Source organism: Flavobacterium sharifuzzamanii, from assembly GCF_003254585.1.
GTDB classification, from domain to species: Bacteria; Bacteroidota; Bacteroidia; order Flavobacteriales; family Flavobacteriaceae; genus Flavobacterium; species Flavobacterium sharifuzzamanii.
Genome location: NZ_QJGZ01000042.1, coordinates 367,641 through 386,817, shown reverse-complemented (window position 1 = coordinate 386,817; position 19,177 = coordinate 367,641). Strand labels below are relative to the sequence as shown.

Below are 19,177 nucleotides of genomic sequence, written 5' to 3'. Positions count from 1 at the left end.
TGAAAAAACTGGATGATTTTCAACTTTTAAATCCAATATAAATTTGCATCATTAAACAATAAAACTTAGTCCCTTAGCGGCTTAGTAACTTAGAAACTAAAAAGAAATGAAAATAGCAGTTTGGGATACCTACGTAACCCGCAAAGACGGAAAAATTATGCATTTTGATATTTTGGTTGATGAAAATATTAACGATGCAGAACAAGTATACGAATATGGTAAAATATACCTAAAAAGTGTAGCGCAAGAAGGACAGACTTTATCTTCTAAAGAATGCCGTTTCTGCCACATTGATAAAGCACCATTTGAAGTTGAAAATCAGATTCGGGAAAATGGATTTTCTATTATTGAAATGGAAAACTGTAATTAGCTTGTTATTAAGTTAATTGAACACGGATAAAACAGATTCGCTATCGCGAAAACGCAGATTCACGCAGATTTTTAAAATCAGTTTTTTTCCGCGTCTTTGCGATAGCAAATCTGTAAAATCTGCGTCTAATTTTGGTTTGTTTTTGTATAGCTAATTTTTGCAATTAAATTAATTGAACGCGGATAAAACAGATTCGCTATCGCGAAAACGCAGATTCACGCAGATTTTTAAAATCAGTTTTTTTCCGCGTCTTTGCGATAGCAAATCCGTAAAATCTGCGTCTAATTTTGGTTACTTATAGTAATTTAGCAATCGCTTTGATTCCTTCTTCCATTTGTTTTTCTGAAAGAGAAGCATAACCCAAGCGGAAACCTTTAATGGTTTCATCAAAACTAAATCGATCTGGGCTCATAATTTGGATTCCTTGCGATTTCAGCTTTTCAAAAATCTCAAGAACGTTAATCTCTTCTTTTGGAACAATCCAAAATGCAAGTCCGCCTTCGGGTTTTGTAAAAGTGATTTTATCTTGAAGATATTGATTTAGCAAACTTTCAAAATAATCCCTTTTGCTTTTATAAACCAAATTGGCTTTTTTAAGATGACGTTTTATTTTGCCTTCATTGATAAGGTTTAAAATCGCTTCTTCCATAATATTATCGCCTTGAACATCGATTATCTTTCTGTGATTTCCAATCTTCTGGATATTTTCATGAGAACTCGCCAGATATCCAATACGAAGTGCGGGAGCAACAATTTTACTGAAAGTGCCAATATAAATATAGTTTTTCAAAGCTGCATAACTGGAAATTGGAAGTATCGGACGCTGGCCAAAATGAAATTCATTATCATAATCATCTTCAATAATCGTAAAATTATATTGATTAGAAAGTTCAATCAGTTTTAATCTCTTTTTTAAAGACAAAGTTACCGTGGTTGGAAATTGATGATGAGGTGTAACATAAATGGCTTTTATATTTTTATGCTGCAGATATTTTTCGACTTGATAGATATCCAATCCATCCGAATCTACATTTACGGGAAGTAAAGTTGCGCCAGCATTTTCAAAAGTTTCCCACGCAGGCTTATAACCTGGATTTTCGACCAAAACAAAATCTCCCGATTTTAAAATACAATGTGAAGCAAGATACATAGCCATTTGGCTTCCGCGTGTAATGCAGATTTGATCTTGCGAAATACTCATACCGCGTTTGAAATTTAGCATTTGAGCAATTGATTTTCTAAACTCTAAATTTCCCAGTTCACTGCTGTAACCCATAATCTGCCAGCGCGATTTTCGACTAAACAATTCGCGATAAGCTCTTGCCAAATCGTTCATTGGCGCAAGACGGCTGTCGGGAAGTCCGTCATCAAAAACTAGGTAGCTTTTAAGTTCTTCAATTATAATTTCGGAATCTTTTTTATTTTCTGATGAATGATGGATTGAAGGAAGAGAATCTGTTACAAATGTTCCTTTTCGATCAATCGTTACGAGCCATCCTTCGGCAATCAAAACATCCAAAGCTTCTACAACTGTATTTCGGTTTACTTTCAATAATTCGGCAAGCTGTCTGCTTCCAGGTAGCGCATTTCCACTTACGAGTTTTCCAGTTTTTATGGCCTCAATTATAGCATCGGCAATTTGAAGGTAAATGGCTTTATCTGATTTTTTGTTGAGCTGAATTTCTAATGGCCAAGGACGAAGCATCTGGACTATTTATTATTGGTATAATGATTTTAATAGATAGTCCAAAGATAATTTTTTCTGATGAATACACGACATTGTTTGAGCTGAAAATAAATCTTATTTTGTTGTTTTTTAGTCTTTTACGAATACTTTTATGAAATTTTGAGCTTTAGTTTTGCAACGTTAAATGAATGATTATTAATGCTTTGAAATTGAAAAGGTAGATTTATGAAACTAGTAAACTTATTATTCTTGCTTACCATCTGTTTTTGGGGAAATGCCAAACCAAAAGAAAAAAATACAATATACGATTCCGAAGAAGAACGTTTTAATCAGCAGATTGAAAATGTCAAAAAAATGAGCGCTTCTGGTGCTTATAATTCTAAAATTGCATTTTTTATCGATATGAAAATTAAATCGGGTAAAAATAGATTCTTTGTTTATGATCTGGAAAACAACACTATACTTGATTCCGGTTTAGTTGCAAACGGGGCAGGGTCTGAAACTGCTGTTAAAGGAGAATTGAAATTTAGCAACGAACCCAATTCGAAGTGTACATCATTAGGACGTTATGCCATTGGAAAATCGTACAGAGGAATGTTTGGTAAAACTTATGTTTTAAAAGGATTGGATGAAACCAATAATAATGCAATTAAGAGAATGATTGTACTACATTCGTATTCTGCAGTTCCAGAAGGAGAACAAGATCATTATATCTCTCTTAGCCAAGGCTGTCCTATGGTTAGCGAAACATTTTTTAAAAGACTTGAAAAAATAATTGATAGCTCGAAGTCGAATATAATTATGAACATTTATTATTAAAAATATACTTTATTAGGGATGTAATCTAAAAGAGGGTTTCTTTATTTTTATTAAAAAGGGAAAGAGAGTATTTTATTTAAGAAATTTTGAGTTAAAAAATAAAACGTAAAAAACTCAATTTTAGATTTAAAGAAATTGGCTACGTCATTTTTTTGAAATTTAATAAAAATACAATTTTAACGTAACAGCGATTTAAATCTGATATTTTAAAAAATTCATTTTATTTTAATCACGAATCTTGATTAAGCTTAAAAAATAAAGCAGTTTGGTAGTTAGAATTGAAAAATACACAAAGTTATGTCTTCTATGGAATTAAGGTTTATTGCAAAGATAAAAAGGTGTTGTCGAGAACAAATTAGGATTATTAACGAAATTTATTAAGTTTGTTGCGAATTATTCAATCTTCATAAACTGCCATCATTGCCAAATTCCATCTTAAACCAGGATCAGATTTTAATCGATCGTCTTCGCGACGGCGATGAATCGGCATTGACAGAATTGTATAATAAATTTTGGCAGGCACTTTTTATGTCGGCTTACAATGTTATTAAAGACAAAGAATTGTGCGAAGATATCATTCAGGATATTTTCATGAATATCTGGCACAACCGAGAAAAAATCGAAATTCATATTTCATTAAAAGGCTACATGTATGCCTGCGCGAGATATCAGGTTTTTAATCATTTGAGAAAAAATAAAAACAAAGTTCACGTCGAACTTTTTGAGGATTTAGAAAAACGTTTCTTATCTACAACTCCAGAAACACAGTTAATGCACAACGAATTGGTGCAACAGCTGAATTTAATTATCGAATCACTTCCAGAAAAATGCCAGGCCGTTTATAAGCTGAGTCGTGAAGAGCAGCTGAGTCATAAAGAAATTGCCGAACGACTTAATATTTCTACAAAAACAGTCGAAAACCATATTACAAAAGCATTGAATACCATTCGATCTTCTATGGGCGAGAGCATGAGCATGGCAATGATTTTATGGCTCTCAAAAAATATCTTTTAGTGAAAATAAAAATGCGGTGGTTGGTTGATGGTGTGTGGTTTTTCTTCTTTTTTAATTCTTTTTCAAAAAAAATCAAAAAAAAATACAATTTGGACTAGGGGGTATATTCCTTTTTGGTTACTTATCTCATATACTCCCGAAATAATACAATAAAAAATGAAAAAAGAGGATTTCTTACTGTTACTAAATAGATATCTTTCCGGTGATACCAATCTCGAGGAGAATAATAAATTATTGAATTATTACGAAAGTTTCCAAACTGATAAAGATTGGGATGAAACTTTAGGATCTAAAGAAGAGCTTGAGTTTAGAATGAGAACCCGTCTTCAAAACGCCATTCAATCTGAAGAATCTCAAGTAATACCAATTCAACCATTCTACACCAAAACAGCTTTTAAACTGACTGCAATGGCGGCGTCATTGTTATTGCTGATTTCAATTTCATTAATAATAAGCAAAACAAATCCGCTTAAAATTGAAACTCCGCAAGTGGCACACAAAGAAATCTTAATCGGAAGCGATAAAGCGACTCTGACTCTGGAAGACGGCTCTGTAATTGCATTAGAAAAAGGAAAATCATATACCAAAGGAAATGCTTCTAGTAACGGAGAAAAATTGGTTTACAATTCGAACGGAAAATCTGCGGCAATTGCTAATAACCTTTTAACGATTCCGAGAGGTGGACAGTTTTTTGTCCAGCTTGCCGATAGCACCAAAGTCTGGCTGAATTCGGAATCACAATTAAGATATCCAGTTGCTTTTGTTGATGGCCAAACCAGACAAGTAGAATTGGTTTATGGAGAAGCTTATTTTGAAGTATCGCCAAGCACCAAACATAAAGGTTCAAGATTTAAAGTGAAAACCCAAGAACAGAATGTTGAAGTTATTGGAACCGAATTTAATATTAAGGCTTACAGAGACGAACCTGCTATTTATACCACTTTAGTAGAAGGAGTTGTTGCTGTGAGTAATGCAGCCAAAAAGCAAATTCTGACTCCGAGCCAACAGTCTAAAATAACGGAGTACAACGGAAATATCAGTGTTTCTGAAGTCGATGTTTACAATGAAATTTCTTGGAGAAAAGGACTGTTTGTCTTTAAAGGAATGCCTCTAAAAGATATCGCGAGAGTATTGTCAAGATGGTACGATGTTGATATTGTATTTGCAGATCCAGCGCTTGGCAACGTTAAGTTTAATGGGGTTTTAAATAAGAATCAGAAATTAGAAGACATATTAACCACGATCAAGAATATTAATTTTATTAATGCCTATGAGAAAAAAGACAATAAGATTATAATCAGATAAAAAAGAAAAGGGATTAAAGTTTAGACCTCTCACCGTACTGCGCTTTATCCCTTTCTGTGTATCAACCAGTAAGTCAGTTTTATTAACCAACCAACCAATTAACATGTAAATTTATGAAATTTAAATTAACCAGTGCCTATTTCTATTTTAGAAAGCGGCTAATTATTAACATTATGAGAACTTTTATCTTCTTGTTTTGTACTACAATTTTTGGTTTTTCTCCCGTAAATCTATTTTCACAAAACACGAAAGTTGTAATTACAGCTGATAAAACAGTATCTGTTGACGAAGTTTTTGACATCATTAAAAAACAAACCAACTATACCTTTATTTATCAGGAAGATTTATTTAAAAATTTACCTAAAGTACATTTAAAAAAAGGAAAAATTAAAGTGAATGATTTATTGGAAGCTAGTTTTCCTGATAAAGATTTTGATTTTAGTTTGTCGAACGGAAACACAATTTTGGTTAGAAAACTGCCAAAAGATGTAGTGGTTTTTCAGTCAAAATTAATTGAAATTAAAGGTACTGTTACAAATGATAAAGGAGATCCTATTCCTGGTGTAAATATTAAAGTAAAAGGTACAGGTGCTGCTACTCAAACTGATTTTGACGGAAAGTATACTATTACAGCTCCAGAAGACGGACAGATTTTGTTTACTTATATCGGGCACAAAGCACAAATTGTGGAGGTTAATAAAAGAAAAGTAATTAACGTTAAACTAGTTGAACAGAGAAATGAACTGGAGGGTGTTGTGGTTAATACCGGAGTTACTGTTCGTAAAAAGGAATTGATTACTGGAGCAGTTTCAACTTTTAGAGGCGAAGAATTAAGACAGATCTCGACACAAAATGTCGTTCAGGCTTTAAAGACTTTAGATCCTTCTTTTATTGTTTTGAGTAATAATATTGCAGGTTCTAATCCGAATGTGCTTCCGGTAATTGAGGTGAGAGGACAAACGAGTTTATCTGTTAATCAGGTAGATGATCAATTTAAAGAAGACCCAAATCAGCCACTGTTTATTTTAGACGGATTTCCGACTACATTACAACAGATTGTGGATTTAGATATCAATAGAATTGCAAGCGTTACTTTGCTTAAAGATGCTGCTTCTACAGCATTATATGGTTCGCGTTCAGCAAATGGAGTTGTAGTTGTGGAGACAATAAAACCAATTCCAGGAAAATTGCAGCTTTCTTATGTTTATAATTCTTCTTATGAGTTAGCAGATTTGAGTGTTTATAATCTAATGAACGCAGAACAAAAACTGGAATTCGAAAGAATTTCAGGAGCTTATACCCCAAATGTAGGAACTCCTTTGCCAACTGTTTATAAATGGGACGAGGTTTATAACCAGCGTTTGGCTGCGGTACGTCGTGGTGTAAATACATATTGGCTTAACGAACCAATTCAGATGGGTTTAACATCTGGACACAGTTTAACAATTGGAGGAGGATCTGAAGAACTTCGATTTAATTTGGCTGGAAATTACAAAGCTGTTTCAGGTACAATGAAAGGTTCTGAGCATAATACGTGGGGGTATAATGTGAATGTAACCTACAAACGAAAAAAATTAAGTATCAATAATAATTTATTTGTTGCAGGAGCTGACAATCAGGAATCTCCATATGGTGATTTTGCTACTTGGGCAAGAGTGAGTCCTTACTACGAAAAGTATAATGAAAATGGAGTAGCAACACGCTATTTAGACGGTTCTTCACTGCCACTGTCACCAAGCGAATTGGTTATTAATCAACCAGCAAATCCTTTGTATAATGTTAAATTGAATAGTTATGATAAAACTGGCGAATTTAATTTTACAAACAACTTCGCAATTAATTATGATTTAAATCCGCATATAAAAACGACTGCCGCCATTTCTGTTACAAGAAATGATAAACAGAGAACAGCATTTATTTCGCCAGATGATACACAATATATCAATGACATTCCATCTGAAAAAGGGCGATATAGAAGAAGGGATTATTTAACCAATAAATGGAATGCAAATATTGGAGGTACATATTCAAATGTATTTAATAATGTCCACTCTGTAAATTATACTATGCGAGCTTCGGCTTACGAGACAAATTATAATGCTTATGGTTCAACCTTAAGAGGATTTCCTTTAGGGGTTCCAGGTGATCCGTCTTTTGCTTTTGGATTTGAAAAAAATTCACAGCCGTTTGTCGATAATGAATTAGTTAGAAGTGTTGATTTGACTAATCAGGTTAACTACGCTTACGACAGAAAATATTTATTTGATTTTACTCAGACAATTTCTGGAGCAACCAATTTTGGAACTAACAAAAAATATTCTCCATACTGGGGTATAGGTTTTGGATGGAACATCAATAATGAGTTTAAAATGGACCAAGATATTGTCAACATTTTTAAAATTCGTGCCAATTTTGGACAAACAGGAAATCAAAATTTAGTTGGATATGCATCGCATGATGTTTATGCATACGATCCTAATACAAATATTTTTGGCGCAGGATTAAACATTGTGCAATTATCAAATGCCGATTTGGAGCCTCAAAAAACAGAAGATTTATCTTTAGGATTAGATTTAGCAATGTTTAGAAATAGACTTACGATGACTTTGGGAGCTTATAAGCGTCAGACTTCGCCACAAATTGTTGCCATAGATCTTGCGGCTTCTACTGGAGTAACTGCTTATCCGTTAAATGTGGGTTATATCACGACACGTGGTTTAGAGCTAAAAGCAAATTATAATATCATTAATAATTTTAAACAAAACATCATTTGGGGAATTGGTTTAACAGCGACCACAAATGAAAATCAATTAGGAGGTTTTAATAATGCATTGGCTTCTTTAAATGAAGCTGCTAAAAAAACAACTAGTTTATCTAGATTTTACGATGGAGCAAGCACAAATGATCTTTGGGCTGTGCCTTCATTAGGAATTGATCCTGCAACAGGAAGAGAAGTCTTCTTAAAGAAAAATGGAGAACGCACTTTTATATTAGACAAAAAAGACGAGGTTGTAATGGGGAATTCTCGAGAAATTGCGACAGGTGTTGTTTCAACAACTTTTAATTATAAGAACTTTAATCTTGGAGTTTTCATTCGTTATAGTTTTGGGGCAGATCGATTTAATACTGCATTATATAACAAAGTTGAAAATATTACTTCAGACAATGTTTTTGACAATCAGGATGCAAGAGCATTTTCTGATCGATGGACAACACCAGGGCAAATGGCTCAATTCAAGGCTATTAGTATGACAAGTGTAACTCCGATTTCTTCCCGTTTCATTCAAAAAGACGACTATTTAGCTGGAGAAGCTCTTCGTGTAGGATACCGAGTTACCAACAGAGAATGGCTTAATAAATCTGGTATGGCTGGATTAGGAATTAATGCTTATGCCAATGATTTTTTCAAAGTTTCGACTATAAAAGCCGAACGAGGAATTAGCTATCCTTTTTCAAGAATTTTCTCTTTAAGTCTAAACGTAACATTTTAATACCACTTAATATGAATCAGTATTTAAATAAAATTGCATTATCCATCCTGATAGCATTTTCGGCGGTAAGCTGCAGCAATTTCTTGGATGTGGTGCCAAAAGATAAAATTTTAGAATCTCAAATATTTGAGAATGAAGCCGGAATGCAGAATGTGCATAACGGACTTTACGTAATGCTTGCATCTGATGAGCTTTACGGTAGACAGCTTACAATGGATGCTGTAGATATTTTAGGACAGCAATACAATATGCCGGCTTCGCACATTAAAACTAAAATGGCTACATACGCTTATGCAGAAGCCAATCCAAAAAAAGTTTTTACAGATATTTGGCAGAAAGCTTTTACCACAGTTTTATCAGCCAATAAATTTTTAGAAAGTTTGGACGAGCATAGTGCAATTGTCTCTCAAGAAAAGGCTAATCTTTTAAAAGGCGAAACAATTGCAATACGAGCTATGCTGCATTTTGATATGCTAAGATTATTTGGACCAATTTACAAAGTAGATCCTTCAATGCCTGCAATACCGTATTATGATGCACCTGTAACTGCAAATAATCCAATTTTGTCAGCAAAAGATGCCATGAGCAAGATATTGGCAGACATTGATGCTGCATTGGCACTTTTAGAAAAAGACCCCATCCTGACGACAGGAAAGTATAAAGCAACTACAGATTATGATTCAAACCCTTATTATTCTCAAAACAGAGGAATGAGAATGAATTATCTTGCTGTAAAATGCTTAAAAGCGCGTGTACTTTTATATGCGGGAGATAAAGCAGGAGCTGCAACCGTAGCAAATGAAGTGATAGCTTTTACAAAATCGACTCCATTTTTCCCTTGGACTCCATTTTTAGATGCCACCAATGCTGCAAATCCGGACAGAATTTTTTCTTCAGAGAACTTCTTTGCTTTAAGCGATTATACTTTGTATAAAACACAAGAGGATCTGTTTGATTCTAAGTTGGCAGAACCTATGATTTATGCTCCTTTATTGAACAGATTGACTGCTGTTTTTGAGTCGAATGATAATGATTACAGAAGCTTGCCGAGTTGGAAAATCCCTGTAATTGGAGGAAAAACCCAGAAGACATTTTTTAAATATGCAGACGTGCCAGAGACCAAAATGGTTTTCCGTATGCAGATTCCAATGTTCAAACTTTCAGAAATGTATTTAATCGCAGCTGAAACAGCAAATGTTCCTGCAGACGGTATTGCTTTATTGAATACACTACGTTATAACAGAGGTTTGACAAATCTAGGGGCTACAGCAGTTTTGGCAACAGAAATAACAAAAGAATACAGGAAAGAATTTATGGGCGAAGGACAGTTATTCTTTTATTACAAAAGAAATAATACCACGGCAATTCCTAATGGTTCAACCACCTCTGGAAATATTACAATGGGACCGCTTCAATATGTTGTGCCATTGCCAGATTCTGAAATCAATTTTCAATAATTTAAAAAGAGGAACATGAAAAAAATAGTGATTTTAAGCGTTGCATTTTTATTCTTTTTAGGATTTACTTCATGCAATCAAGATGAAATTGATACCTATCATGATACAGATAATATTTACTTTTCGCCATCTGTTTTTACAATTCCAGTAAATGGTGCATTGATAACGACAGATAGTACAGGATTTAGTTTTGCATTAGACAAACCTGCAATTGTAGATCGCATTTACAAAATTCCGATTAGAGTGCAAGGAAAAGTAAGTGATGCTGACAGAAAAGTAAAAGTTGTAATCGACTCAAAAAGTACTGCCATAGAAGGTACTCATTTTAAGCTTCCAGATAATATTGTCATGCATGCCGGCAAAGAAGTGGATACAATTGATGTAAAAGTATTTAGAACTGCTGACATGAAAACAAATTCTTTTTTACTGATTTTAAATTTGGAAGAAAATGAATCGTTTACCACTAATATGAAAAGTAAAGTGATCAATTCGCTTACAGGCAAAACCATGAGCCATATTTCATATAAATTAACTTTTGATGATAAATTATCGCAACCTCCAGGATGGTTTGCAAGCTTTTTGGGAGTTTTTACAGAAAAGAAATTTTTCTTAATGTGCGATTTAATGCATTTGGATCCGAGTATGTTTAATCAGAAATTGGGTTCGACAGGATTATCAATTCCAGATATTCAATATTATCAAAACTTCATGAAACGCTATTTGGCAGATCAAAAAGCACAAGGGAATATTATTTATGAAGATGATGGAAAAGAAATGTTTTTTCCTTAAAACGCATTTATTTAAACTAAAAAATATAACACGATGTTAAAATATATAAAAATTCACTTAGCGCTTTCGGCATTGCTTGTTTTGGTTTACAGCTGTGCCGATGATGAAGGAAATTACGAATATAGTGAAATCAACGAAGTTCACGCAACCGGAATATTAGAATCATACACTGCTTATACAGGTGAGAAACTGACTATTAAGCCAGATTTAAATGTGACTCATGATGATAATACCGATCCTGACCGTTACACCTACGAATGGGCCGCCGTTAATACCGCAAAATTAGTGATGGAGTCTAAAACAGTTATTGGAACAGACAAAAATTTTGATACAGAAGTAAAGCTGCCTCCTGCAAAATATTTAGTTTATTATTTTGTAAAAGATAAAGTTACAGGAGTAACTTGGCAACATGAGCCTTTTACTTTAAATGTGGTTTCTGCCATTTATGAGGGTTGGTTAGTTATTGGAGATGTAAATGGAAAGTCGCGTTTGGATATGATATCTATGCTTCCAGGTGTAGAAACCCCGCGTATCATTACAGATGTACTAGACGTAGCAGGTTCAAATCTTAAATTGACCGGAAAAGCTGTAGATGTAGAATGTTTTAATCAGCCCTTATCTGGATCATTAATTTATGGAGTTTATGTAACCACAACAGAAAATGGAACTGCAAGATTAGATCCAGATTCTTTCGGATGGACGCTAAGCCAAAATTTGGCATATGAGACCGTAGGAGGATCGCTGCCTACAAATTTTGGAGTCGATTTTATGAAATCGACTGGAAGTGGAGAAAACTTCATTTACAGTAAAGGAGATATTTACTATTTCTACAGAGTATTACAGGTAAAATATGGCTTGCCTCAAAATAAATTAGAATCTGAAACCAAAATTTTTTATGCAGCGCCATTTATAGCAGAGAATGGAGGTTCATTGGGGACACCTGTTTTTTATGATCAGACAGCCAGACGTTTTGTGAGATACTCAACTTCAAAAGGAAGCTGCGCGCCAATGCCTCCTATCGCAGCCTCAGATAACTCTTTAGATTGGAATGATACTCACGCCGACTTGGTTTACATGACTACTTCGGGGTTCAATCAAAATGAGAATTTTGCAGTTTTGAAGAGTACAATTAGCGGAAAATACCATCTGCTTCGTTTCAATAGAGCTTTGGCACAAGTTTATTACAAAGAAATTTTGAATGCACCCGATTTTGATAAAGCCACAAAATTTGCTGTGAGCCCAGATTCAGGTTACTTATTTTATGCAGTTGGAGGAAAACTATACGAATATGATAACGGAACCCAGTCTGCAAAATTAATGCTGGATAAAGGCAGTGAAGAAATCACTTATCTCGATTGTAATTTAAGAGCCAATAAATTATACAATAAAAAATTAATTGTTGGAAGTTACGGTACAACGGGCAAATTAGAACTTTTTACAGTTCCTCCTGTAAACGGAAATTTGGTACTTGATTATAGTTACTCTGGTTTGTGTAAAATTGTCGACGTTGCTTACCGAGCGAGATAATTAAAAATTGTTAAATCAAAGCCGAATGGATTATTAAAATTCATTCGGCTAAATAACCACATTTTATGAAACGATTTATTAGAATCGCAAGCGCAGTTTTGCTGCTTGCCTGTCCATCTATTGCCTTAAAAGCACAAGCGCAATCCACTCAAGAAAGTTGGGAACAAGCTAAAAAACAAGCACAAACAGAGAAGAAATTAATCTTTGTCGATTTGTATTTTACAGGCTGTATGCCATGTGCACAAATGGATAAAGAAGTATTTCCAGATCCAAAAGTTGCTTCGGTTTTAAATGCTGATTTTGTCACTTTCAAATCAGATATTTTGAAAGAAGAAATCGGTAAAAAGCTATGCATGAAATATGGCGTTACTGGTTTTCCAACTTTTTTATTGATGAATTCTGATGGAAAAATAATTGACATTGAATCAGGATTTAAAAATGTAGAAGAGTTTAGCGCTTTGCTTCAAAACGCTAAAGACTCAGCTAAAAAAGGAATTTTCAAAAAATACAGTACAAAAATTGAAGAGAAAGATTATCCTGATTTTTACAAAGAAGCTTATTTGAACGGAAAAAGAAATGTTTCTTTTGAAACTGCCGATGCCTATCTAAAAGCACAGCCTTCATTAACTGCAGAAGTTCCTTTTGTGATTATAAGCGGTTTAAGAATTGGACGCCAATACGATGATTTTTATTTAAAAAATGCAAAACAGCTTTTTAAAGATTATGGTTCTGCAAGTGTTTCAAATCACGTATTTACAATTCTACAGCGCAAGAAAAAAGAGTTTGAAAAAACGAATGATTTAGCTTCTTTCAAAAAACTTATAGAAGAAATGAAACCTTTTTATTCGGCAGAAGAATACACAAAATACGAAGGTATTTTATTGAAAGATTTTGGAGTAGAAAAAGTTGTAGTGAAACCAAATACAGCGCAAAAGTAATTCGAAATGAAAAAGATACTATTCTTTTTAATATTGATTTTTGGCTGTACAATTTATGCTCAAAATAGCATTCAGAAATCTATTAAAATTTTCGAAAAAGCTTTTCAGAACAAAAGTTATACTGAAATGAAAGATCTTCTAGCGCCGCAGTTTACTGTTGGCGTTGGAGATTCTTCTTCAAACGAATTTTACCTAAATGGCATTTTTAAAGCATTTCCAGCTTTAGATTCCATTCAGGTTGGAAAATCTGTGGCGATTAAAAATGAAACTTTTGTCTTGGTAGATTTTTGTTTTAATGGAAAAGAAAAAAAGCCGTCTCAAATTGTTTTCAATTCAGAAAATAAAATGCTGTACGTGACTTTCTTCGATTCTTTATACAAAGTTGACCGACATGCGGAAGTAAAAGAAGTAGCGAGCATTCCGTTTGAAATTATTGAAAACGGAATCGCCATTAAAATAAAACTAAACAAAGCCGATCGCGAGTTTTTAATGCTCTTTGATACGGGCGCCGACGGAATGGCTCTCAATCCAGATAGCGCTTACAAAGCTGGAGTTGTCGTTACCAAAAGCAAATCGGCTTCTGTAGTTGGTGGAAGCCAGCAAGTGCAGTATTCTGCAGACAATACCATTTATATTGGCGATCAAGTTCTGAAGAATCAAGGTTTGGTTATTTTTCCGAAACATGGGGTTTACGACGGATTATTTGGCGCAAATCTGCTTCGCAATTTTATCACTTCTGTCAATTTTGACACCATGACGATTGACTTGTACAATTTCGGAAATTTTAAGTATTGGGGAAAAGCAAAACCATTAGTTTTTGATTATAAATCGGGACTTCCGGTAGTAAAAATGAATTTGACTTTTGAAGATAAAAAAACAGTCGAAGGCAGTTTCACTTTTGATACTGGAGCAGATTACGATTTAATTGCTTATGGACCTTTCAATCATAAAAATAATCTCGAAGCAAATTTAAAAACCGAATATTCGTCAGTTAATTATAGTTTAGGAAAACAAACCAAAATTGTAGGAGGAGCCATTCCAAATATTGCCATAAACGGAAACAATTTTCCGAACGTAACAATTGCCTTGCAGGAATATGACGAAGCCAATAAAAACTGGGCTTTCGCCGATGGATCTCTTGGAATTGACTTAATAAGACGTTTCAATTTCACAATCAATTTATTGGATAAAACCGTTTATCTCGAACCGAATAAAAGTTTCAAAAAAGCACCTTCTATCTATTTAGGCGGACTTATTTTAGATTTTGACGAAAGCCAGAATCTTCTAGTAAAAAGAATTATCGATCAGGAAAATGAAGATTTGAAGAAAGTCAAAATTGGTGCAAAAGTCACACAAATTAATGATTTTGAAGCCAAAGATTTATTGAATCCTGAAAATCTTAAAAAGCTGAAAGAAACTAAAGAAAGCAAAGATTTTATTATCGAACAAGGCGATCAATCCATGAGAATTTCAATTTAAAACTATCAACCAAAAAACAAAGAAACAATGAAAAAACACATTTTTTATTTCATTTTTACCTTCATCATGGTTCAAATGAGTTTTGCTGCAAACCTTTCAGAATATGCAGTAATTAGAGGAACAATTTCAATTCCAGATTTCAAAGCAAAAGAAATTACACTTTACAATGTTGAAGATGGAAAGCCAGCCGTTGCTGCTACCGCAAAAGTTAATTCGCTGGGGGAATTTGGCTTTATGACACCAGTTTCAGCTGCTGGCTTTTATTATGTTGATTATGGACAGTTTAAAAGCAGAAACCAATTAATTCGTTTGTATCTAGAACCTAAATTGGACATTAATCTGGTTATTAGTAAAGAAAATTACGCTTTAAGCGGAAAGAACATTGGGCAAAATGCTTTGGTGCAAAAAGCAAACGAAATTTACAACGATTTTGCGCCTTTCGCTAGATTAGGAGGAAATGTAACCTATGTAGAATTTTATCCTTTTATTGATAAAGGCCTTGCTAAAGCAGATGAATTTTCAAAATCTATTAAAACGAAAGATGCCAATTTCAATAAATTATTAAAATTAGCTGTTGCAACAGATGTTGAAGAATTGACTTATACTTTTTTCAGAATGCCAAGAACTGCATTTCCAGACAAAGACGATCGTCCAGCGGTAATCAAAACCTGGATGACAGACAAGAAATTTACAGATCCAGATTTGTTGAAATTAGCGAATGGAGTTTCTTTAATGACAAATTATTTTTTCTACGTAACCATTAATGGTGGTGAGAAACCAAAACGTTTAGATTTAACAGAATCAATTACGCATATTACAGATCCAGCTTTGAAAGATGTTTACCTTCGTGAAGAAGTTGCCACTTCAAGAATGAAAATTGAAGAATACGAAAAAATTGCGCCAAGCATTAAACCTTTCATGATTTCTGATGCGAGTAAAGCATTTTTAATAGAATATGAAAAAGTACTGCATAAAAGTGTAGGACAGAAAGGTTTAGATTTTACATACAACGACATTAACAATAAACCAGTATCGTTTTCAGATTTTAAAGGTAAATTTGTGTACATCGATTTATGGGCAACTTGGTGCGGACCTTGCAAAGCTGAGATTCCTCACATGAAAAAAATCGAAGAAGATTATCACGGAAAAAATATTGTTTTTGTAAGCCTTTCGTTAGATAAACCAAAAGACGCACAAAAATGGAAAGATTATGTTACGAAAGAACAATTAAAAGGAATTCAGTTAATGGCTGATAAAGATTTTAGTTCTGATGTGGCTAAGAATTATGATGTAAATGCAATTCCGAGATTTTTATTGTTTGATCCAAAAGGAAATATTATCAATGCAGATGCACTTCGTCCGTCAAATCCAGAGTTGAGAGAGCAACTGGATAAATTATTGAAAGGTTAATTAATAGCTTTATGAAATACAGCAAAAAAATATCAGTTTTACTGCTTTTTATCGGAAGTTTAACTTTCGCGCAAGCGCAAAACTTTAAAGCAACAGATCCAATTGCGGTCAACCAAAAAATAAAAAAGGGATTGCTGCCAAACGGAATGACGTATTATATTTATCCGACAGATGTCAATAAAAATACAGCGAGTTATTATATCATTCAAAACGTTGGTTCGATTTTAGAAAACGACCAGCAGAAGGGTCTGGCGCATTTCTTGGAGCACATGGCGTTTAATGGAACGAAAAATTTTGAAGGAAAAGGAATCCTGAATACGCTTCAAAAACAAGGTGCTGTTTTCGGCAGAAATATCAATGCATATACAAGCACAGACGAAACCGTTTACAACCTAGACAATATTCCGTCAAAAGATGGCGGAGTAGTCGATACTTGCTTGCTGGTTTTGCACGATTGGTCTAATTTCTTATCTCTTACAAATGAAGAAATTGATGCCGAACGCGGTGTAATTACCGAAGAATGGCGTACAAGACAAAATGCAAGAGCGAGAATTTACAATCAGTTGGCACCATATTATTACAACAATTCGCTTTATGCAGATCGTATGCCGATTGGCGATATGGATATTGTAAAGAACTTTAAATATCAAGTTTTAAAAGATTTTTATAAAGATTGGTATCGTCCAGATTTGCAGGCAATCGCAATTGTAGGAGATATTAATGCAGATGAAATTGAAGTAAAAATCAAGAAGCTTTTTGCAGATATTCCAACTCCAGTAAATCCTAAAAAACGTTTTGAAATTGCAATTCCAGAAAGAACAGAACCAACTTTTAAACTGGCTTTAGACAAAGAAGTTTCGGCTTCAAACATTAGTTATATGATTCGTCATACGGCTGAAAAATCAACAAATACTTATGCCGAATTAGAAAAATCTACTCAAAGAAGCCTTGCTTTTTCTATCTTAAATAATCGTTTGGCAGAAATGGCGCAGAAACAAGAATGCCCATTTAAAAGTGCCTCAATTGGATACCAAAATTTTTCCCGTTTGAATGACATCTGGATTTTGAACGTTTCTCCAAAACCAGAAAAACAAGCCGAAGCTTTTGCAATGGTCATGAATGAATGGGTTAGAGCTTATAAATTTGGTTTTTCTAAAGGAGAAATTGAAAGAGCTGTTGCAGAGAATATTTCAGGTTACGAAAATTATTTAGAAAAGCTAAATGAGATTTCGCATAAGGATGTTATCGGAATGGTAAAAGATGATTATCTAAATCACGAAGTTATTGCCGATCCAAAAGTAGAATTTGAAATGGTAAAAAACATTTTGAAAAATGTTGACACCAAAATTCTTCAAGAGCAAATCAGTAAATTATATACGGCACAAAATCGTGTTGTAGCGGTTACAGGTGTAGAAAACGAGAATAACTTAACTCAGGAAAAAGCTTTCGATATTATTCAGAAAGCTGAAAACGATGCATCGTTACAACCTTATGTTGACACTTTTGAAGGAAAAACACTTTTAGGAAATCTGAAAATTAATTCAGGAAAAATTGTTTCAGAGAAAAAAGAAACGGCAATCGATGCGACCACTTTTGTATTGAGCAATGGCGTAAAAGTGCATTACAAATTTGCCGATAAAAACAAAAAAGAAGTAGAGCTTAAAGCCGAAAGTTTTGGCGGAACTTCATTGTACGAACCGCAAGATCTTCCATCAATTGGACGTACGACAACTTTGGCCATGATGTCTGGTGTTGGCGAACTTTCTAATGTTGATTTGGATAAAGTCTTGAAAGGAAAAATTGCCAATTCTTCTGTAAGCATCAGCTCGCTTAAAGAAACCGTTTCGGGATCTGCAAACGTAAAAGATATCGAAACGATGATGCAATTGGTTCATTTGCGTTTTGTGCAGCCAAGATTTGATAATCAGATGTATGCGCTGTTAAAGCAAAGATTGGAAAATTCGCTTAAAAACAGAGCAAATGATATCAATGCAAAAATGGATGATAGTTTATCTGTTGTGATTTATGGAAAAAACAACCCAAGAGTACAGCCATTCAATCAAAAATATATCGATGGTTTATCTTTTGATAAAATGAAAGCTTTCTATTTGGATCGTTTTGCAGATGTTTCAAACTTTGAATTTTATATTGTTGGAGATGTTACGCCAGAAGTTTTAAAACCTTTATTAGAAAAATATATTGCGAGTATAAACGGAATTAAACGTAAAGAAAAATTTAAAACAGACATTCCGAAATGGACATCAAATAAAATTGATAGAGATGTTTTCATTAAAATGGAAACTCCAAAAAGTTCTGTTCGAATTGCCTTTTTAAAGGATCTTGCTTTTTCTCAAAGAAACAGAATCTTGGTTTCGTATTTAAGCGATGTACTGACTTTACGTTATACTGAAAGTCTTCGCGAAAAAGAAGGCGGAACTTATGGTGCGCAAGTAAAAGGAAGCATCGATAAACTTCCAATTTCAAAAGCAAACCTTCAAATTAATTTTGATTGCGATGCCGATAAAGTAGAACATTTACTGCCAATTGTGTATCAAGAAATTGATAAAATCAAGAAGGGAGAAATCGCGGCTGAAGACATTGAGAAAACAAGAACAAACTATTTAAAATCGAGAGAAGACAGCAAAAACTTCAATAGTTATAGCATGAACTTGATTTATAATTATTTTGAGAATGCTTACGATATGAATGACCCTAAAAATTATGTTGATATTGTAAAAAGCATCACAGCAAAAGATATTCAAGAATTTGCTAATTCATTTTTAGATAAAGCTGATTCTATGGAAGTTGTTTTCAAACCATTAAAATAATCTGACCCCTTTATTTACTAGAGTTTAATTTGTATTTCCCTATCAAATAGTTATTTTGGATTA

At 33.7% G+C, this 19,177-nt stretch carries 13 protein-coding genes; 12 read left to right on the top strand and 1 reads right to left on the bottom strand.

The features are described from left to right. Positions 1–106 precede the first annotated feature (106 nt). Positions 107–370, top strand: a complete 264-nt coding sequence (locus DMA14_RS21325; RefSeq protein WP_111426509.1) for a DUF2024 family protein — start codon at positions 107–109, stop codon at positions 368–370. A gap of 295 nt (positions 371–665) precedes the next feature. Here the strand turns inward: DMA14_RS21325 and pdxR are convergent, their stop codons facing one another. Further along, positions 666–2,075, bottom strand: coding sequence for a MocR-like pyridoxine biosynthesis transcription factor PdxR (gene pdxR, locus DMA14_RS21320; protein ID WP_111426508.1), 1,410 nt, complete (start codon positions 2,073–2,075; stop codon positions 666–668). A 207-nt stretch (positions 2,076–2,282) separates the two neighbouring features. Between pdxR and DMA14_RS21315 the strand changes: the two genes are divergently transcribed. The 11 genes from DMA14_RS21315 (at position 2,283) to DMA14_RS21265 (ending at position 19,114) form a co-directional block, all read left to right on the top strand. Further along, positions 2,283–2,876: a murein L,D-transpeptidase catalytic domain-containing protein gene (locus DMA14_RS21315; RefSeq protein ID WP_111426507.1), complete on the top strand. Its 594-nt coding sequence runs from the start codon at positions 2,283–2,285 to the stop codon at positions 2,874–2,876. A 420-nt stretch (positions 2,877–3,296) separates the two neighbouring features. Next, complete coding sequence (locus tag DMA14_RS21310) at positions 3,297–3,890, top strand: RNA polymerase sigma factor (protein ID WP_157957749.1); 594 nt, start codon at positions 3,297–3,299, stop codon at positions 3,888–3,890. 156 nt (positions 3,891–4,046) lie between these two features. After that, entirely contained in the window at positions 4,047–5,195 is a 1,149-nt protein-coding gene (locus DMA14_RS21305) for a FecR family protein (RefSeq protein WP_111426505.1), read from the top strand. Positions 5,196–5,368: 173 nt separating this feature from the next. Beyond that, entirely contained in the window at positions 5,369–8,686 is a 3,318-nt protein-coding gene (locus tag DMA14_RS21300; protein ID WP_157957748.1) for a SusC/RagA family TonB-linked outer membrane protein, read from the top strand. 11 nt (positions 8,687–8,697) lie between these two features. Next, positions 8,698–10,143, top strand: coding sequence for a RagB/SusD family nutrient uptake outer membrane protein (locus tag DMA14_RS21295; RefSeq protein ID WP_111426503.1), 1,446 nt, complete (start codon positions 8,698–8,700; stop codon positions 10,141–10,143). 15 nt (positions 10,144–10,158) lie between these two features. Then, positions 10,159–10,932, top strand: a complete 774-nt coding sequence (locus DMA14_RS21290; protein ID WP_111426502.1) for a DUF4843 domain-containing protein — start codon at positions 10,159–10,161, stop codon at positions 10,930–10,932. A gap of 33 nt (positions 10,933–10,965) precedes the next feature. Next, positions 10,966–12,459: a PKD-like family lipoprotein gene (locus DMA14_RS21285; RefSeq protein WP_111426501.1), complete on the top strand. Its 1,494-nt coding sequence runs from the start codon at positions 10,966–10,968 to the stop codon at positions 12,457–12,459. Between the two features lie 65 nt (positions 12,460–12,524). Further along, positions 12,525–13,397: a thioredoxin family protein gene (locus tag DMA14_RS21280; protein WP_111426500.1), complete on the top strand. Its 873-nt coding sequence runs from the start codon at positions 12,525–12,527 to the stop codon at positions 13,395–13,397. A 6-nt stretch (positions 13,398–13,403) separates the two neighbouring features. Continuing rightward, positions 13,404–14,876 (top strand): aspartyl protease family protein, encoded by a 1,473-nt coding sequence (locus DMA14_RS21275; RefSeq protein ID WP_111426499.1) that lies wholly within the window; start codon positions 13,404–13,406, stop codon positions 14,874–14,876. A gap of 27 nt (positions 14,877–14,903) precedes the next feature. Beyond that, positions 14,904–16,286: a TlpA family protein disulfide reductase gene (locus DMA14_RS23040; protein WP_238990019.1), complete on the top strand. Its 1,383-nt coding sequence runs from the start codon at positions 14,904–14,906 to the stop codon at positions 16,284–16,286. Between the two features lie 11 nt (positions 16,287–16,297). After that, the gene (locus tag DMA14_RS21265) at positions 16,298–19,114 is read left to right on the top strand and encodes a M16 family metallopeptidase (RefSeq protein ID WP_111426498.1); all 2,817 of its coding nucleotides are present in this window, start codon (positions 16,298–16,300) and stop codon (positions 19,112–19,114) included. Positions 19,115–19,177: the final 63 nt, after the last annotated feature.